This window comes from Nonlabens tegetincola, from assembly GCF_002117085.1.
GTDB lineage: Bacteria > Bacteroidota > Bacteroidia > Flavobacteriales > Flavobacteriaceae > Nonlabens > Nonlabens tegetincola.
Window position 1 is genome coordinate 2,353,692 of sequence record NZ_CP019342.1, and the last position, 17,904, is coordinate 2,371,595.

A 17,904-nucleotide genomic window follows, 5' to 3' on the forward strand; every position below is an offset into this window, starting at 1 on the left:
TAAAACTACTGTTTTTACCCTTTTAAAAGCCAGTAGGCAGGATTGAGCGTGTTTGTATCTTCCATTAAGATAAATCGCAGTTCAGAGACTCCTGCTCGATTGGTAAAAACCTCTCCAATTGTATCGTATACCTTGACTTTATCACCTTTAGACACAGCAACAGATTTCAAATTATTATAAACAGAAGTGTAGTTTCCATGACGAATATACACTATTAAAATACCATTTGGTTTCTTAACAATAGCATCTACTTCACCAGAGAAAACAGCCCGTGCACTTGCCCCTTTAGGAGTTTGAAAACGCCAGCCATTTGAATAAATACGGACATTTCTATCTATTGGAGACGGCATTTCTCCGTATTTACGTGAAACAAAGCCTTCATTAACAGGCCATGGTAGTTTACCTCTGTTTGATTTAAAGTCTGCTGCTAGTGCCTTGGCTTCTGGAGTAAGAAAAAATTTGTTTTTATCTACTTTTTTACCTGATCCTTTATAGGATTCTTTAATTCTAGCTGCAATTAGTTTTTTGATTTCACGGTCTAGACGATCTCGTTCTTTTGCGGCTTCTTTGAATTGCGAACTGTACTTCTTTTTATTGGCGTTTACCACAGCCAGCATATTCTCCTGCTCCGTTTTGTCCTTACTCAATTCTTTTTTCTGTTTTCGATTTTGAGCGACTACAATTTCTTTTTGCTTTTTATCGATCTCTAACTTCTCAGTCTTCTGCTTGAGCTGGGCACTTTTTTCACTAATTTCATTTGCTTGTTTCTTGCGGTAATCGGCAATGGATTTCAAGTACTGTACTCTTTTATACGCTTGCAAAAAATCTTCTGAAGACAGTAGAAACATCAATCTACTTTGATCATTCTTGCTCTTGTATGCTTTTACAATCATACTAGCATATTCCTTTTTAAGAGACTCTACTTCTTCATCTAGTTTCTTAATCTCGGTTCTATTGTTCTTAATAGCTCGAGTAAGAGCATTTGCTTCACGATTTGTGATGGTAATAATTTCCTGAGTACTTGCTATTTTTTTATCGAGAGTCTCTAGAAGTAATGTCATTGTATTCTCTTCTTGACGTACTTCTTTTAACAATCTATCATATTGATTGATTTTATCTTGGATAGCGGCTTTCTTGCGTTCCAGTTCTTTTTGAGTTTGTGCCGTCCCATGTACACCACAAAAAACTACTAATAAAACAACCACTAACTTTTTAATCATAACTCGATTTTGCGATAATTATCTGGTAATTCAAACGGAAAGGATAGCTCTTTATTGAATTCTACACTTTTAAAGGTAAGTTCTACTTGAGAAAAACGTTTACCTCGTTTTGCATCGATTTTTACCGTACGAGGCAATAAACGATTATCTACCTCTTGATATTCAGGGTAATTTATAGTTAGGTAATTATTTTCAGCTTTAAGAACAGATTGCTCCACCAATTTAAAATCAGATGGTCGTAAACGAAACAGCTTGGTGATAACATCTTCAGTTTTGAATTGATACTCGTTATTTTGAATGGTAAACTCATGATTACTCAAATTTTCAACCGCTTGACCTAGCAAAACATCTTCTAGTTGTTCAAAAGTCAAATCCTCACCTAGAAAATCACTTATTAATCTAAAGTCACCGTCAAAACTGCGTTTATTAATTTTTTCATAGAACTGTACACGATCAGGTGTGATATAAACTTTGGCTAGAGTAAGTCCTAGAATACTCGCACTCATCCATATTTTCTCACCTTTTTCCATGCGCAGGTTCATAGTAATATTTCGAGATTGCTTGTCATCTTCATAATCCACACCTAGTCTAGCCTTGAGTGTATTAAACTCAAGTTCTGAATTATCATGGCTGCGCACCACCTTAGCCTTCTTTGCAGTAGCTAGAGCAGTTGTTGATGATTTTTGAGTACCACATGCCACTATGATTAATAGAGCTGGTACTAGTAAGTATCTCAATTTCATTATAATTTTTTAGATAATTCTTGAGCTTTAGAACGCATTTTTACTGCTTGTGTTGCATTACCTTTTTTATCATAGCTTATAGCAAGCTGTTGATAGATATCTCGTTCCAATTGAATCTCGTCTAATAAGTAGGTCATTCCAGATTCCAAGCGTTCAATAGCATCATCAGGTTTATCAAGATAATTTAAGGCAACCCCATCTAACAAATAGAACAAAGGTTGGGCTGGAAAGTAGGATAATGCTTTTTCTAATATATCATGAGCCTTGCTGTAATCCTTAACATCTATAGATAATAAAGCTGCCTTTTTTATAAGATCAAAGTCTTGATCATTAATTTCCAATCCTTTTTCATAAAAAGCAAGTGCCGCACTGGGATCATTCTTTTTCTCCAAATAATAGGCTCCTAGAGCTGTAAAGGCTTCTGGGTTTTCTACATAATCTGAAAAAACATCGATGGCATCCTTTACATCATCCATGAGTTCATCATCATGCGTACTAGTGGTAATAAAATCATTGAGTACGCGCACTTTGGTTTCATCATCAAACTGCGTTGATTTAAAAACCTTTTTCATGCTACGTATTCCTTTTCTTAACCTACCTGCATCCAGATAAATTTTATACAAAGCAAGATGGGCTTTATCACTATCAGGGACATTTTTATCTAATAATTCAGCATACTTTAGAGTGTTCTCTTGATCTTTCTTTTTACTGTAATAATAAATAAGCTCAATATATGCCTGTTCATCTTTATCATCATTTTGGATTCTAGCTAAAGCTCCCGTAATGTCCTTGTTTAAATCCTCAGCTATTCCTAGCTGCTTTTTTGCTTGTGATTGTAAAAAGGTACGTCGCTTGTCAGTACCCAATCGCTTATCCAACTTATCGATTATATCAACACATTTTTGATATTGCTGCGTTCTATAGTATTGATAGGGCAACAACTCTTCATAAATCGGATTAATTTGCGTGAGTTCTTCTAGAATTTCAAGTCCTTCATCAAACTTTTGTTGCTTATCATAAACATCATATAATTTGTCTAGAACCCATTCTCTTTTCCCATCTATTTCAATGGCTCTTAGTAAGGATTGTTCCGCTTTCGCGAAAGCGGAAATTGCCTCATAATTTTTTGCCAGTTCAAATTGAATTATCGCAGCATTAGGCTCTAGCTCTTCACACTCTAATAAAATATTTATGGCTTTGTTGTGGTTTTCCTTTGCTTTTTCAGTAAGTGCGTTAAAAAACTTCTCTTTAAACTCACTTGAAACATCCTGTAGCAAATCCACATTAACCTCATCTTGCTCACCTTGTTCTTGAGCACCAACATGAACTTGTAACCCTAAGGTTAAAAGTGAAAAAAATATGATTTTTCTAGTCATGCTGTTCATGAGTCAACAATTATTCCATTATCGTGTAATCTCCAATACTGATTTTTGTAAAATCACCGTCATACTTCACGTGATTACCTATCATTGCTTCATCTAAGGTAGCGTTTTTAATACTGCTGCTTTTCTGAATTAATGAATTTTTAATAGTGCAGTTTTCAATAATAGTATGAGCTCCTATGGACACGTTAGGTCCAATCGTACTATCCTTGATCACAACGCTAGGATCAATAACACATGGCTCTATAATTGTTGCATTGCTCAATTTAGGTTCTTGCTTAATTTCATCACTACCATCGGTAATCATAAACTGCATGATCTTGTTATTGGTGTCTATAGCAACATTTTTATTACCGCAATCCATCCACTCGTCTACCGTTCCTGTCTTAAAAACATTTCCTGCGGCCATTAAACGCTTGATTCCATCATTGATTTGGTACTCGCCACCGTTTATAATTTCATTATCAATCACAAACTGAAGCTCTTTCTTAAGATCACCAATTTCTTTGAAATAATAAATACCGATAACGGCCTGGTCACTTACAAATTCCTGCGGTTTTTCTACCAACTCAACAATTTCATCCTTTTCATTAAGTTTCACAACACCATAGGCTTCTGGTCGTTCAACTTGTTTTGTCCAAATAACAGCATCGGCTGCTGGATCTAGGTCAAAATCGGCTCTAATAAGTGTATCGGCATAGGCAACTACAGCTGGACCAGACAAACTAGGTTCAGCACACATAATGGCGTGACCAGTTCCCAACGGATTTAACTGACGGTAGATACTTGCCTTGGCACCCAAACTTTCTGCAAGTTCTTCAAGGTTGTTCACCACGTCATCACCAAAGAATGCTGGATCACCTAGAATAAAAGCAATTTCCTCGATGGGTTCTTTTAAAATTCTAGCAATATCAGTAACCAATCGGTTGACTATAGGTTTATTTGCAATTGGTATTAATGGTTTAGGTGTAGTTAGTGAATGAGGACGTAGTCTTGAACCACGACCTGCCATAGGTACTATTATTTTCATATGTAAAGCCCTGATGGGCGCATTTTTAGATTAATGTGCTAAGGTAAAAATTATTAAGTACAATAAACAGAGTTGGGTTGAGGTATCGCTTTCGCGAAAGCATACAGCAACAATCCTTACTTTACGCCAGTGCTACCAAAACCGCCAGCACCACGATCAGTATCAGAAAGTACTTCTACCTCGTTCCAGATCACGCGCTCGTGCTTTGCAATTACTAATTGTGCTACTCGTTCACCGTTCTCAATTACAAATTCTTCATTGGACAAATTAACTAGAATAACACCAATTTCTCCTCGATAATCAGCGTCAACTGTTCCAGGTGAGTTTAAGACAGTGATTCCTTTTTTTGCAGCTAGACCACTACGTGGACGCACTTGAGCTTCATACCCAACCGGTAATTCTATAAACAATCCTGTTTTAACAATGGTACGCTCTAGTGGCTTTAAAGAGATTGACTCTGTAAGATTTGCTCTTAAATCCATTCCTGCACTTCCTAATGTCTCGTAGTGAGGCAGGTCATGGTTTGATTTATTGATGATTTTAACTGTCATTTTTCTTAAGTAATTGAAGTATAAAATTCTTTTCTCTAACTAATATAAAAGCGCTCACTAGCAAACTAATGCTTAAACCGTACACGTATTGTTGCCAGCTACCAGCGCCGTATGAATCTCTTATAAGATAGAAGATTACAACCGTAGCTCCTATTGATAGCAGCAAGTACAATAGAATACTCTTGATATCATAAGGAATAGGAAAATGTTTGCGACTCCATAGATAGGAAACAATCATCATTACTCCATAGGCCACACAGGTTGTAATAGCACTGGCTAGATAACCAATTTTAGGAATTAGTAAGACATTGGCCGCTATTGTGATAATAGCTCCAAACACCGATATTATTGCACCGTATTTTGTTTTGTCGGTTACTTTATACCATACAGACAAGGATTGATAAATCCCAAAAAAGAAATACGCAATCAACACATAAGGAACAATAAAAATAGCCTCGTAATAATCACTATCAATTACTGCTAGTTTAACAACATCGATTAATGTGATATAAAACACCAGTGCGATTGCTCCTAGAATCACAAACATCTTGGTAATGGAAGCATATAACTGCGGAGCATTTTTATCCTTTGATTCACTAAAAAAGAAAGGCTCTACACCTAGCTTAAAAGCAGTGGCAAACAAGGTCATTCCCACCGCAAGTCGGTAACAGGCAGTGTATAACCCAGCTTGGGCAGTACTATTACCTGGACTTAACCATTCAATTAGTTGCTTATCAAAAGTTTCATTAATTGCAAATGCTAGTCCAGCCACCAGAATAGGAGTACCATACTTCATCATTTGTTTCCATATGGCAAAATCAAAACCTTCTATGTGAAAATAAGGTTTGATGAGTAGTAGCAACAAAAATATTTTGGGAGTAAACAAGGCAATGAAAAATAACTCCACTTTATCGGTTGGAAACCACTGTTGTATTACTGGAATATCTGATAAAAAAACTAAGAAAAAAGTGGTTAGAACAAATGAAATAACCACGTCGATCATTTTAATGATAGCGTACTTTCTAGCCATACCTTGTGCTCTTAAATACGCAAATGGTATGACCATCAAAGTATCCAAGGCTAGTACGCCAATCACCCAACGCCAGTATTCACTGTTTTTACCCGACCACAGCTCAATATTGTCAAGGTTGAGAAAGGCAATAACTGTAAACAATGTTGTAGTAGCTAATAACCCAAGTAGCGAAGTGCTAAGCACCTTTTTTTTACTCTTTGAATGAGAATAAAACCTAAAAAATGAGGTTTCCATTCCATAGGTAAGTATGACATTAAAAATGATGATCCATGAAAAGATGATGGACAGATTACCAAAATCTTGTTTAGTATCTATAAAGGTTGTCAACAGTAAATTAAGTAATACCGTAAGCACTCTAGGCAATACGGTAGCAACTCCATACACGGCAGTTTGCTGAAATAATTTACGTGTTGTGCTCAAAAAGGTTGTTTTATGAGTTATAAAAGTACATTTAAAATTCTCAGCAGCCCAGCTGATATACTTTTAACCCTATTTACGGCTCATGTATGTAATTATCCTACTACAAAGTTTACGATCTTGCCAGGTACAACAATCGTTTTACGAATTGTCTTCCCTTCTAACTGCTGCTTAACCTTTTCATTTTCCAGCACTAGTTTTTCTAGCTCATCTTTACTGGCATCAACCGGTAATTCTAAAGTAAATTTCATTTTACCATTGAACGAGATAGGATACTTCTTGCTGCTCTCTACTAAGTATTTTTCTTCAAAAACAGGGAAATCAGCATAGGCTATACTTTCCTCATGACCTAGTAGTGACCATAACTCTTCTGCGATGTGAGGCGCATAAGGCGAAACCAATATCGCAAGCGGTTCTAAAACTTCCCGACTGTTGCATTTTTGAGTAGTTAACTCATTAACGGCAATCATAAAGCTACTTACACTGGTATTAAACGAGAAGTTCTCGATATCCTCGCGTACTTTCTTTATGGTTTTATGCAAGGTCTTCATACTATCTGGTGATGCCTTTTCATCACTCACATGGAAACCATTTTCATTATGATAGAGTTTCCATAGCTTTTTGATGAATCCATATACTCCGGTAATTCCAGCGGTATTCCATGGCTTAGCTTGCTCTAGTGGCCCGAGGAACATTTCATACAAACGTAGCGTGTCTGCACCGTACTGCTCACAAATGTCGTCTGGGTTTACTACGTTAAACTTAGACTTAGACATTTTCTCTACCTCGCGAGAGACTTTGAAAACACCTTCATCGTTATGGATGAATTTTTTATCTCTCGAATCTTGTCTCCATGTTTGAAATGATTTAACATCCAATTCGTTAGAGTTGTTTACAAAAGAAACATCTGTGTGAAGTTTACGACCTGATTTGACTTTACCATCAAAGTTTACTCCTTGAGAGATAAAAACTTTTTCAATTCCAGATTCTACTTCAACTTCAAGTTCTTTCACAAAAGCACTCTCGCCCAATATCATCCCTTGGTTAATCAACTTTTTGAAAGGCTCGTTTACCGTTACTTTTCCAAGATCATGCAACACTTTTACCCAAAATCTACTGTATAACAAGTGACCGGTAGCGTGCTCGCTACCGCCTATGTATAAATCTACATTTTCCCAGTATTCCTGTGCTTCCTTAGAAAACATCTCCTTCTCATTACTAGCATCCATGTATCTAAACATGTACCAAGAGCTACCAGCCCAACCTGGCATGGTGTTTAATTCTAGTGGATACACGCAATCGCGGTTATCATCATTGGATACCACCTTGTTTTCCACCGTGCACCAGCTCCAAGTAGTAGCGCGTCCTAATGGCGGCGCACCATCTTCAGTAGGTAAATACTCATCAACCTCTGGTAATTCTAGTGGTAAATGCTCACTATCTATCATTTGTGGCAAACCGTTCTTGTAGTACACTGGGAATGGTTCACCCCAATAGCGCTGTCTAGAGAAAACCGCATCACGCAAACGATAATTTGTTTTTCCTTTTCCAGCGCCTATTTCTTCTAATTTTTCAATAGCGGCAGCCATTGCTTGCTTGTAGCTCATTCCATTAAGGAAATCGCTGTTGCAAATAGGTGTGTTGTCTTTGGCAGTGTAGGCTTCTTCACTTATGTCTACACCTTCAAAGATATTTTTAATGGCTGGCATACCTTCTTGACCGGCAAAATAGTTGGCAAAAGCATGATCACGCTCATCACCACATGGTACAGCCATTACTGCTCCTGTTCCATAGCCAGCAAGCACATAATCACCTATCCACACAGGTATTTTCTCACCGCTTAATGGATGCGTAGCATAAGCACCAGTAAATACACCACTTATGGTTTTTACATCTGCCATACGTTCACGTTCTGATCGTGCTGCGGTCGCTTTTTTATAAGCTTCAACGGCATCGCGTTGTGCATCGGTGGTAATGCTATCCACTAGCTCATGTTCTGGCGCCAGCGTCATAAACGTAACACCGTAAATAGTATCAGGTCGCGTTGTGAAAACATCAATTTTATGGTCGTCTAGTTTAAAACTAACCATAGCACCAACAGATTTCCCAATCCAGTTGCGCTGTATTTCTTTGATACTATCACTCCAGTCTAATTCATCTAGGTCGTTTAATAAACGCTCTGCATAGGCACTAATACGCATCATCCACTGGCGCATTTTTTTGCGCACTACTGGATGTCCACCACGTTCGCTTACTCCGTTTACTATCTCATCATTTGCCAGTACAGTTCCTAGCGCCGGACACCAGTTTACCTCAGTGTCTGCCAGGTAAGTAAGGCGATAATCTAGCAAGATTTTCTCTTGTTCTTCTTTGGTATAGCTGTTCCACTCATCTGCTGTGAATTCTGGTAAATCTTCATCGGTAGCAGCGTTGATAGTGGTTGTTCCGCTTTCGCGAAAGCGAGATTCTAATTCACTTATAGGTCTTGCCTTATCTGCATCTTTATCATACCAGCTATCAAAAAGTAAAATAAATATCTCCTGTGTCCATTTATAATAATCTGGATTACTGGTTTTTACCTCACGATCCCAATCAAAGCTAAACCCGATACGGTCCATTTGCTCACGGTATCTTGCGATATTATCACGAGTCGTGATTGCAGGATGCTGCCCAGTCTGTATCGCATACTGCTCGGCAGGAAGACCAAAGCTATCATAACCCATAGGATGTAGTACATTGAAACCAGTATGACGTTTGTATCGTGAAACGATATCACTAGCGATGTAACCTAATGGGTGACCTACGTGCAGCCCAGCACCACTAGGATACGGGAACATATCTAGTGCATAGAATTTAGGTTTTTCACTGTGATTTACGGCTTTAAACGTTTTGTTTTGAGCCCAGTATTCTTGCCACTTTTTCTCAATCTCAATGTGCTTGTAATGTACCATGCTATGGAGTGATTTTTATGCCGCAAAAATAGGGATTATACCACACTGGCTAGGAATAGATTAGTATTTATTGCATAAAAAAACCGCCCGTAAGCAAGGATTGCTAAACAGGCGGCTTCCAACCAACCAATAATCTTTATAATGACTTCTTCTTTTTTACATCTAGTAATCTAGATTTTCCAGAAGAATTTTTAATCTGAATGTATCCTTTTCCTGTAAAACGGTATGTCGTTCCTGAGGAAATATGATAGAGTTCTATCGTTCTATCATTGATAACGTAAAGATCGAACATTTCATTGCCTATATTTTCATAATGGAGCGTTAAATATTTATTAATCAGATCATTATTCTGGTTTTCAACCTGGTACGACCCTTCATAATCCCATAATAAATTTTGTATAGATGTACCACGAGCGTCTTTTGAACTTAAAAAAGTATCGCCATCGTAACTAGGAAAAAAACTCAAGAAATTTTCTCTATCAAATTCATTTATAACACCTGCATTGCTAGTAAATGTTTTTTCCCACGCTCTATACTCTTGTAAGAAATAATGAATATTGTCATAAAACAGAGCGTCATAATCAAAATTTCCTATTTGATATCCTTGTAATCGTATAAGGGAACCACTAGCTGGATCGATAAGATGAATTCTGTCAAAATCTTTTACTCTAACATCAAATTCATAAGTACCATCTATATCATGATGTATAATCAAGGTGTTTTCAAATGTTTCATAATATCCTACAGAAATTCCCATACCTGCGCCAGCACTTCCCACTCCAACTAGGTTATTATTGGCCATAAGGGTTCCATAATCAAAACTTAGGGTAAAAGCCTGTGTAATAAATGGTATATCAATGTCATCGTGTACATAATTTAAATCGACGTACCACAGTTGTTTACCTTCTACAACTTGTTCTAGAGTAGGTGCTACTACTCCATCTCCTAATTGAATGTCTGCATCACAACTAGTTGTTAAAACAAATAACAACATAGCTCCTAAAAAAGTAGTAATTGTTCTCATAATCGTTGTATTAAAGTTATTACTACAACGTTTTCGAAAACTGTGCCAAAAATGTAATCTATTGTTATTAAGCGTTTTATATTATCGGGACAATGAATCTTGATCGACTGGTCTAGGAGACTCTATTCTATCGCCTCGTAAATTGCGATCTACACGGTCTGCTTCTTCTAGAATCTTAGGAAGTAAATAAGGTGCCATAGGTTCAATAGGTTCATAGACTATCGATTCTTCTTTTACCTCGGTACTGATGATCTCAAACTCACCACTGGCAGAATTAATAAACATTAATACGACGCTTATCAAAAAGGCCATTTTGAGTAATCCAAATGCGGCCCCAGCGAGTTTATTTATGAAGGAGAGTTGTGCTGTTTTCACAATTTTGGTAAATAATTTACCTATATAGGTAATCACAAAAATGATGACAACAAAAGTGATGATAAAACTGGCTATGGTAATGTATGCCTCGTCCCAGTTTACTTGTTCTCTCAACCAGTCACCGGCAAAATTTGAGAAATAAATTGCACCATAAATTGCAGCTATAAGAGCTACTAGGCTGGCTACTTCAATAAAAAGTCCGTTCATGTAGCCTTTCCACAGACCGACTAATAATACAATACAAATGAAAATGTCTAACCAATTCATGGGCTAAAGGTAGAAAATGTTATGCTGCAAAAGCAGTATCTTAGTCTCAAAACTTTAATATATGAGAATTATTGCTCTTTTCATTTGTATAATCTGCCTATTTACTTCCTGTAAACCAAAGGAAGAAAACTCACCTAATCAAGATCTTACAATTAACACAGATAATAACAATCAACAAGTAAGCGAATACGCTATAGTTATTCACGGTGGTGCAGGAACAATCAAAAAAGAAAACATGACTCCTGAACTTGAAAAGGCTTACAACGACAAACTTACCGAGTCTATTAAAGCTGGACACGACGTTTTAGCCAAAGGTGGTAGCGCTATGGATGCTGTTGAAGCTAGTATAAGAATTATGGAAGATTCTCCTTTATTTAATGCAGGAAAAGGAGCTGTTTTTACTCATGAAGGAGTTAACTCTTTAGACGCGAGCTTCATGGATGGTAAAACGTTAAATGCTGGAGCGATTGCTGGAGTGAGTACAGTGAAAAACCCGATCTCACTAGCCCGATTGGTTATGACCGATAGTGAACATGTATTATTGAGTGGCAACGGTAGTGACGCTTTCGCGAAAGCGCAACAAAATCCAAACATAGAGATTGTAGACAATAAATATTTTTACACAGAAAGACGTTATCAATCCCTAAAACGTATACTAGAAAAAGAGGCAAAAGAAGGAGATAATGGAACAGCTATGAATTTTCAAGATCCTTTTATACAAGATTCTAAATATGGAACGGTAGGTTGTGTTGCATTAGATAAAAATGGAAATATCGCAGCCGGAACAAGCACAGGTGGTATGACTAATAAGAAGTACGGTCGTATAGGTGATTCTCCTATTATAGGTAGTGGTACGTATGCAAATAATAACACCTGTGGTGTTTCTAGCACTGGTCACGGTGAATATTTTATACGTGGTCAAGTTGCTTATGACATAAGTGCACTTATGGAGTACAAAGGACTTACACTAGAAGAAGCTACGGAAGAGGTTATACAGAAAAAACTTACTGCATTAGGTGGAACTGGTGGAATCGTATCCCTTGATAAATATGGTAATGTTTCTATGGAGTTTAATACAGCTGGTATGTATCGTGCTAGTATGAACGATAGAGGAGATCTAGTTATTGGAATGTATAAGGAATAATGCTTTAAAAAATGCATAAAAAAATCCCGCTACTCAACTGAATAGCGGGATTATATTTATAAGACTTTTCCATCTTTGTCTTTAAACTTATACTCTAAATAAGTATAAGCATCTCTAGGTAAAATTTTTACCCATTTTTTGTGTTTCATGAACCACTTTGAACGTATTGACGGCACTCCTTTAGTTAAAAAGGCAGCAATAAATGGGTGAGCATTTAAGGTAATGTTTTTATTACCTTCTTTAAACAAGCGCTCTAATTTTTCAGTAATTTGTTGTACGATTACTATAGGAGCTTGAATCTCATTACCATTTCCGTTAGGATTCTCTTCACGAGTTTTAATCTTAACTTCTTGTCTTACACGCTGTCTTGTGATTTGAATAAGACCAAATTTACTAGGTGGTAATATCTTATGTTTTGCTCTGTCATCCGACATTTCTTCTCGCAGGTGCTCGTACAGCTTTTTCCTGTTTTCTGAAGCGCGCATATCAATAAAATCAACCACTATGATACCACCCATATCGCGCAATCTTAATTGTCTAGCGATTTCTGTAGCGGCTATTAGGTTTGTTTCAAGCGCAGTGTCTTCCTGACTATCAGCTTTATTAGATCTATTACCAGAATTAACGTCTATAACGTGCATGGCTTCAGTGTGCTCTATGACTAAATAGGCACCTTTACTCATGGAAACCGTTTTTCCAAACGACGTTTTAATTTGTCTCTCGATACCGTATTTTTCAAAAATCGGTAGTCGTGGATTGTGATATTTTACAATAGACTGTTTGTGTGGAGCTATTGTACTTAAATATTCTTTGATCTCTTCACACACTTCTTTATCATCAACAATGATTGAAGTATAGGTATCATTAAACACATCTCTCATTAGAGAGTGAGTACGACTTTGTTCAGTCAATACTTTAGTAGGAAAGGAAGCCTTGTGCAATTTACTACACATGCGGTCCCATTTTTCCATTAAATTTTGTAGATCCTGATCCAGGTCTGCTACTAATTTTCCTGTGGCTACTGTGCGTACTATAACGCCAAAACCTTCAGGTTTAATGCTTTTAACAAGTCTTTTAAGACGGCTTTTTTCTTCTCTATCTTCTATTTTTTGGGAAATAGATATACGATCAGAGAATGGAACGAGTACAACATACCTACCTGGCAGTGAGATTTCTGCACTCAATCGCGGGCCCTTTGTAGAGATAGGTTCTTTAACTACCTGTACAAGTATAGGCTGGCCAGATTCAACAACATCGTCAATAGAACCACTTTTATCTAGTTCCTTTTCTAACTTGATGTCCTTGAGTTTAAAATTTTTTCTTCGTCCGCTTAAAATTTGCTTAGTAAACTTTAACTGTGTACGGTATTTAGGTCCTAGATCATGATAGTGTAAAAACCCATCTTTTTCATAACCTACATTAACAAATGAGGCATTAAGACCAGACAGTACTTTACGTGCTTTTGCTATAAAAACATCGCTTACTGCAAACTTGTTTTCATCTTCATCTTTGTGGAGTTCAATAAGCCTACCATTTTTGGTCAAGGCGTAATCCACTTTTGTAGCACCGGAACGGATAATAATTTCTTTATCCATGTTTCCTGTTATTTAATAGTTGTAAAACCATAGATGTGTTTTACAACAGGATGATATGAAAGAATACATTACAAGAACTTTTCTTGTAAAGTCAAACGAGTTGTCAACTGCAACCCTATTTCAATGAACGTAAAAAAGAAAAAGTAGTGCTACACTACTTTTTCTTCTTGTGACGGTTAGCGCGACGACGCTTTTTACGTTTGTGCGTAGCTACCTTATGTCTTTTTCTTTTCTTACCGCTTGGCATATCTCTTATATTATTGGTTTATTTTACTTTAACTTTTGTTTTTACACCTTCTACAAATACTTTAGCTGGTTTAAAAGCTGGTATATTGTGAGCTGGTATTTTTATAGTAGTATTTTTAGAAATATTACGACCAGTTTTTTCAGCTCTCGTTTTTACGATAAAGCTACCAAAACCGCGTAAATATACGTTTTCTCCAGTTTCCAGAGATCCTTTCACCTCTTCCATAAAAGACTCAACAGTTGCCTGAACATCAGTCTTCTCCATTCCCAACTTATCTGAAATCTTAGATACGATATCTGCTTTAGTCATTTTTAAGTTCTATTTTAATTATTTAGGGTTACATTAAACAGGGCGCAAATATACTCTAATTAAACTAATTAAAATCTCTAATTAATTAAATTTTAAATAGATATATCTTTCCACTCTATAATTATAAAGAAAATATGAACTTTTCAAGCCAACTCATTGATTGGTATTTAGTTAACAAAAGAGATCTGCCTTGGCGACATACTACTAATCCTTATTACATATGGTTGAGTGAGGTAATTCTCCAACAAACTCGTGTAGCACAAGGCCTTCCTTACTACAACAAGTTTGTTGAAACCTACCCCAAAGTTGAAATGCTAGCTGCTGCACCGCTGGACGACGTTCTTAAATTATGGCAAGGATTAGGATATTATTCTAGAGCACGTAATTTACATAAAGCCGCACAGCAAGTAGTAGAACTAGGTAAGTTCCCTTCTCAATACAAGGATTTACTTAAACTTAAAGGTGTAGGTACTTATACAGCTGCTGCCATAGCTAGCTTTTCTAACAAGGAAGCTGTTCCCGTGGTAGATGGTAATGTGTATCGAGTGCTTTCCAGAATTTTTCATATCAATACGCCTATAAATACGCCAGCAGCCGTAAAAGAATTTACTCATCTTGCTGCACAACTTATGGATAAAGAGCAGCCGGACATCTTTAATCAAGCGATGATGGAGTTTGGAGCCCTACAATGCATTCCAAAAAATCCAAATTGCGCATCGTGTGTATTTAAAAGTGATTGCGTTGCCCACGAAAAGGGTTTAATTGATGAGTTACCGGTTAAGCCTAGAAAAACCAAGGTCAAAAATTTGTTCCATAATTACCTTGTAATTATTTCTCCAGACCAAAAAACTTTGTTGCAACAGCGTGATGAATCAGGAATTTGGAAAGGTCTTTATGAATTTCCTCTTGTTGAGACTCCAGGAGCGGCGATGGTGTCTGAAATTAAAGATTCTATAGAGTTTAAAAATCTTATAGGTGAGTTACGCTTTCGCGAAAGCGTATACAATCAACAACCTATTATTCACAAATTATCACATCGTAAAATACATGCGACTTTTTGGATTATTGAACTAGAAGATTATATGGAAGGACTGTCACCTATTAAAGATGCTTTTAAAAAGCCAGTTCATGTATTAATGGAACGTTTCATGAATGAATATTGGCGAGATTACAAACATTAAGAATTACCTTTGTATTCTATTTATTATAAAGGATTTTATATCTTTAAAAGATAATTCAAACACAAACTATGGCAGGTACGGTAAACAAAGTAATACTTATAGGTCACACAGGTGATGATGTGAAAATGAAGCATTTTGAAGGTGGTGGCTGTATAGGAAGGTTTCCTCTAGCAACAAATGAAGAATATGTAAATCGCACCACTGGTGAGCGTGTTTCTAATACTGAGTGGCACAATTGCGTGGTTCGTAATAAAGCAGCTGAGGTTTGTGAAAAATACTTGCGTAAAGGCGATAAAGTATACATTGAAGGACGCATTAAAAATAGACAATGGACTGGTGAAGATGGTCAACAGCGATACACGACCGAAATCCAGGTACAAGAGTTTACATTTTTAACTCCTAAAAATGAGAATTCAAATACGGGACCACAACAGCAAGCAACCCAACAACAGTCTAATACACAGCGTTATCAAGCTCCAGTAGTACCACCAGAAGGTAGTGATGAAGAGGTTGATGACCTACCATTCTAACTAAATCTATTGATTAGTGGATCCTGATCCTGAACATTTACCCTTATTACTAGTAACGCAAGGTGAGCAAGCGCTTTACCTAGTAATCTATTTATTACTTTTAATATGTAGTGCTTTAATTAGTGGTGCCGAGGTAGCTTTTTTCTCCCTTACTTCTAGCGAACTAGAAGAACCAAATGAAGCATTTACCAAACAAAATGTAGTAAGTAAGCTACTCGAAAGACCAAAAAAATTACTAGCAACCATACTTATTGCTAATAATGCAATCAATATTACATCGGTTTTAATTTTTAGCTTATTAGGAGAGCAGTGGTTTGCAGATATAGAAACCAGTTGGATAAGGTTTGCCTTAGAGGTATTGTTTGCTACCTTTTTAATATTGCTCTTTGGAGAAATATTTCCAAAAGTATATGCAAATCGTAACCCAATAGGGTTTTCAAATTTTATGGCGGTTCCATTAAAAGTTCTCGATGTATTATTCAGTTTTTTGAGCTTGCCCATGAGATTCATAACCTTGAAAATACAAGACAACTTAGGTAGTAAAAAAAGTAATTTAACGGTATCACAGTTATCTCAGGCCTTAGAACTTACCGATGAAAACGACACAACTGATGAGGAACAACAATTACTACAAGGAATTGTAAACTTTGGTAATACCGACACGAAAAACGTAATGCGTAATCGCACAGATGTTTTTGCTCTAGATGAATCATTACCGTTTAGAGAAGTTATTACTCTTGTCGTAGATAACGGCTATTCAAGAATCCCTGTTTACAAAGAAAGCATTGATCAAATCACAGGCGTATTGTATGTAAAAGATCTATTACCTTATGTAGATCGCAAAAACTACGATTGGACAAAGTTATTGAGAGAAGCCTATTTTGTTCCTGAAAACAAAAAATTAGATGACCTACTTCAAGAATTTCAGGTTCAAAAAAAGCATCTGGCTATAGTGGTGGATGAATATGGTGGTACTAGTGGCCTAATCTCACTTGAGGATATAATAGAAGAGATTGTAGGTGATATAAGTGATGAATTTGACGAAGAAGATCTGGTCTATTCACAACTAGATGAGAAAAACTATGTATTTGAAGGTAAAACCTCTCTGAAAGACTTTTACCGAGTACTAGACCTCGATGAAGAAGTAATAGAGCAATATGAAAACGCACGTGGAGAATCAGAGACTTTAGCAGGTTTTTTATTGGAACAAACTGGTAATTTCCCTCGTAAATTAGATAAAATAAAGTTCAAAGGATTCACGTTTTTAGTAGAAGCGATGGACAATAAACGAATCAAACAAATCAAATGCACACTACCATAAAACTGATTTTAATTTCTTGCTTCTTGATTTTAACCAGCTGTGGTGATGAAGATGTATTACCCAAACCTAGCGCAAGTCTAGCGCTACAGTATCCCGATGCGACATACGGTACCACTACCACTGATTACTGCCCATTTGTTTTTGAACTCAACGAGTATGCTAGAGTATTGAGCAAGAATGATTGCTCGATGAAAATCGAATATCCCTATATGGACGCTACTGTTTACCTAACCTACAATAAGGTAGATGATAATTTAACTCAACTGTTAATTGACGGCCAAAAACTATCTTATAAGCATAATATAAAAGCCGATGTAATAAAGGATTATCCATTTATGAATGAGAAATCTAAAGTCTATGGAATGATGTATGAAGTAGAAGGTAACGCTGCTAGTAATGCACAATTTTACGTCACTGATAGTACCAACCATTTCTTGACCGCTAGTCTGTATTTTGACACAAGGCCCAACTACGATAGCATTCTTCCTGCAGTTGATTATGTCAAAAAAGATATGATCAATCTACTGGAAACCTTGCAATGGAAGTAGTCCAACAAATCGTAATATGTTTATCTTTAAACAGTT

At 36.6% G+C, this 17,904-nt stretch carries 16 protein-coding genes; 5 read left to right on the forward strand and 11 right to left on the reverse strand.

Annotated features, from left to right (window positions below; all coding sequences use genetic code 11):
* Positions 1-14 precede the first annotated feature (14 nt).
* From BST91_RS10885 to BST91_RS10925, 9 genes are all read right to left on the reverse strand, one after another.
* Positions 15-1,220: a murein hydrolase activator EnvC family protein gene (locus BST91_RS10885; protein ID WP_085775389.1), complete on the reverse strand. Its 1,206-nt coding sequence runs from the start codon at positions 1,218-1,220 to the stop codon at positions 15-17.
* Positions 1,217-1,963 (reverse strand): DUF4292 domain-containing protein, encoded by a 747-nt coding sequence (locus BST91_RS10890; protein ID WP_042276945.1) that lies wholly within the window; start codon positions 1,961-1,963, stop codon positions 1,217-1,219. Before BST91_RS10890 ends, BST91_RS10885 begins: the two co-directional genes overlap by 4 nt.
* A complete protein-coding gene (locus BST91_RS10895; RefSeq protein WP_244895624.1) occupies positions 1,963-3,348 on the reverse strand; it encodes a tetratricopeptide repeat protein in 1,386 nt (461 codons plus the stop codon). Before BST91_RS10895 ends, BST91_RS10890 begins: the two co-directional genes overlap by 1 nt.
* A gap of 10 nt (positions 3,349-3,358) precedes the next feature.
* Positions 3,359-4,375: a sugar phosphate nucleotidyltransferase gene (locus BST91_RS10900; protein WP_085775390.1), complete on the reverse strand. Its 1,017-nt coding sequence runs from the start codon at positions 4,373-4,375 to the stop codon at positions 3,359-3,361.
* A gap of 116 nt (positions 4,376-4,491) precedes the next feature.
* Positions 4,492-4,926, reverse strand: a complete 435-nt coding sequence (gene dut, locus BST91_RS10905; RefSeq protein WP_042276940.1) for a dUTP diphosphatase — start codon at positions 4,924-4,926, stop codon at positions 4,492-4,494.
* Positions 4,916-6,379: a lipopolysaccharide biosynthesis protein gene (locus BST91_RS10910; RefSeq protein WP_244895625.1), complete on the reverse strand. Its 1,464-nt coding sequence runs from the start codon at positions 6,377-6,379 to the stop codon at positions 4,916-4,918. The genes dut and BST91_RS10910 overlap by 11 nt, the downstream gene beginning before the upstream one ends.
* A gap of 92 nt (positions 6,380-6,471) precedes the next feature.
* Entirely contained in the window at positions 6,472-9,327 is a 2,856-nt protein-coding gene (leuS, locus tag BST91_RS10915) for a leucine--tRNA ligase (RefSeq protein WP_085775391.1), read from the reverse strand.
* A 136-nt stretch (positions 9,328-9,463) separates the two neighbouring features.
* On the reverse strand, positions 9,464-10,351 hold the full coding sequence (locus BST91_RS10920; RefSeq protein ID WP_085775392.1) for a nicotinic acid mononucleotide adenyltransferase: 888 nt from the start codon (positions 10,349-10,351) through the stop codon (positions 9,464-9,466).
* Positions 10,352-10,432: 81 nt separating this feature from the next.
* Complete coding sequence (locus BST91_RS10925; RefSeq protein WP_060523559.1) at positions 10,433-10,993, reverse strand: CvpA family protein; 561 nt, start codon at positions 10,991-10,993, stop codon at positions 10,433-10,435.
* Positions 10,994-11,054: 61 nt separating this feature from the next.
* Here BST91_RS10925 and BST91_RS10930 point away from each other — a divergent pair, with 61 nt between their 5' ends.
* Entirely contained in the window at positions 11,055-12,137 is a 1,083-nt protein-coding gene (locus tag BST91_RS10930) for an isoaspartyl peptidase/L-asparaginase family protein (RefSeq protein ID WP_085775393.1), read from the forward strand.
* A 56-nt stretch (positions 12,138-12,193) separates the two neighbouring features.
* Here the strand turns inward: BST91_RS10930 and BST91_RS10935 are convergent, their stop codons facing one another.
* Both BST91_RS10935 and BST91_RS10940 read right to left on the reverse strand, forming a co-directional pair.
* The gene (locus tag BST91_RS10935; protein ID WP_060523557.1) at positions 12,194-13,732 is read right to left on the reverse strand and encodes an Rne/Rng family ribonuclease; all 1,539 of its coding nucleotides are present in this window, start codon (positions 13,730-13,732) and stop codon (positions 12,194-12,196) included.
* Positions 13,733-13,997: 265 nt separating this feature from the next.
* Positions 13,998-14,288, reverse strand: coding sequence for an HU family DNA-binding protein (locus BST91_RS10940; RefSeq protein WP_042276927.1), 291 nt, complete (start codon positions 14,286-14,288; stop codon positions 13,998-14,000).
* A gap of 134 nt (positions 14,289-14,422) precedes the next feature.
* Between BST91_RS10940 and mutY the strand changes: the two genes are divergently transcribed.
* The 4 genes from mutY to gldD all read left to right on the forward strand — a co-directional run bounded on the left by mutY (position 14,423) and on the right by gldD (position 17,868).
* On the forward strand, positions 14,423-15,469 hold the full coding sequence (gene mutY / locus BST91_RS10945; protein ID WP_085775394.1) for an A/G-specific adenine glycosylase: 1,047 nt from the start codon (positions 14,423-14,425) through the stop codon (positions 15,467-15,469).
* A gap of 68 nt (positions 15,470-15,537) precedes the next feature.
* Entirely contained in the window at positions 15,538-15,999 is a 462-nt protein-coding gene (locus BST91_RS10950; protein WP_042276922.1) for a single-stranded DNA-binding protein, read from the forward strand.
* A 16-nt stretch (positions 16,000-16,015) separates the two neighbouring features.
* Positions 16,016-17,320 (forward strand): gliding motility-associated protein GldE, encoded by a 1,305-nt coding sequence (locus tag BST91_RS10955; protein WP_042276921.1) that lies wholly within the window; start codon positions 16,016-16,018, stop codon positions 17,318-17,320.
* Complete coding sequence (gene gldD / locus BST91_RS10960) at positions 17,305-17,868, forward strand: gliding motility lipoprotein GldD (protein ID WP_060523554.1); 564 nt, start codon at positions 17,305-17,307, stop codon at positions 17,866-17,868. The genes BST91_RS10955 and gldD overlap by 16 nt, the downstream gene beginning before the upstream one ends.
* Positions 17,869-17,904: the final 36 nt, after the last annotated feature.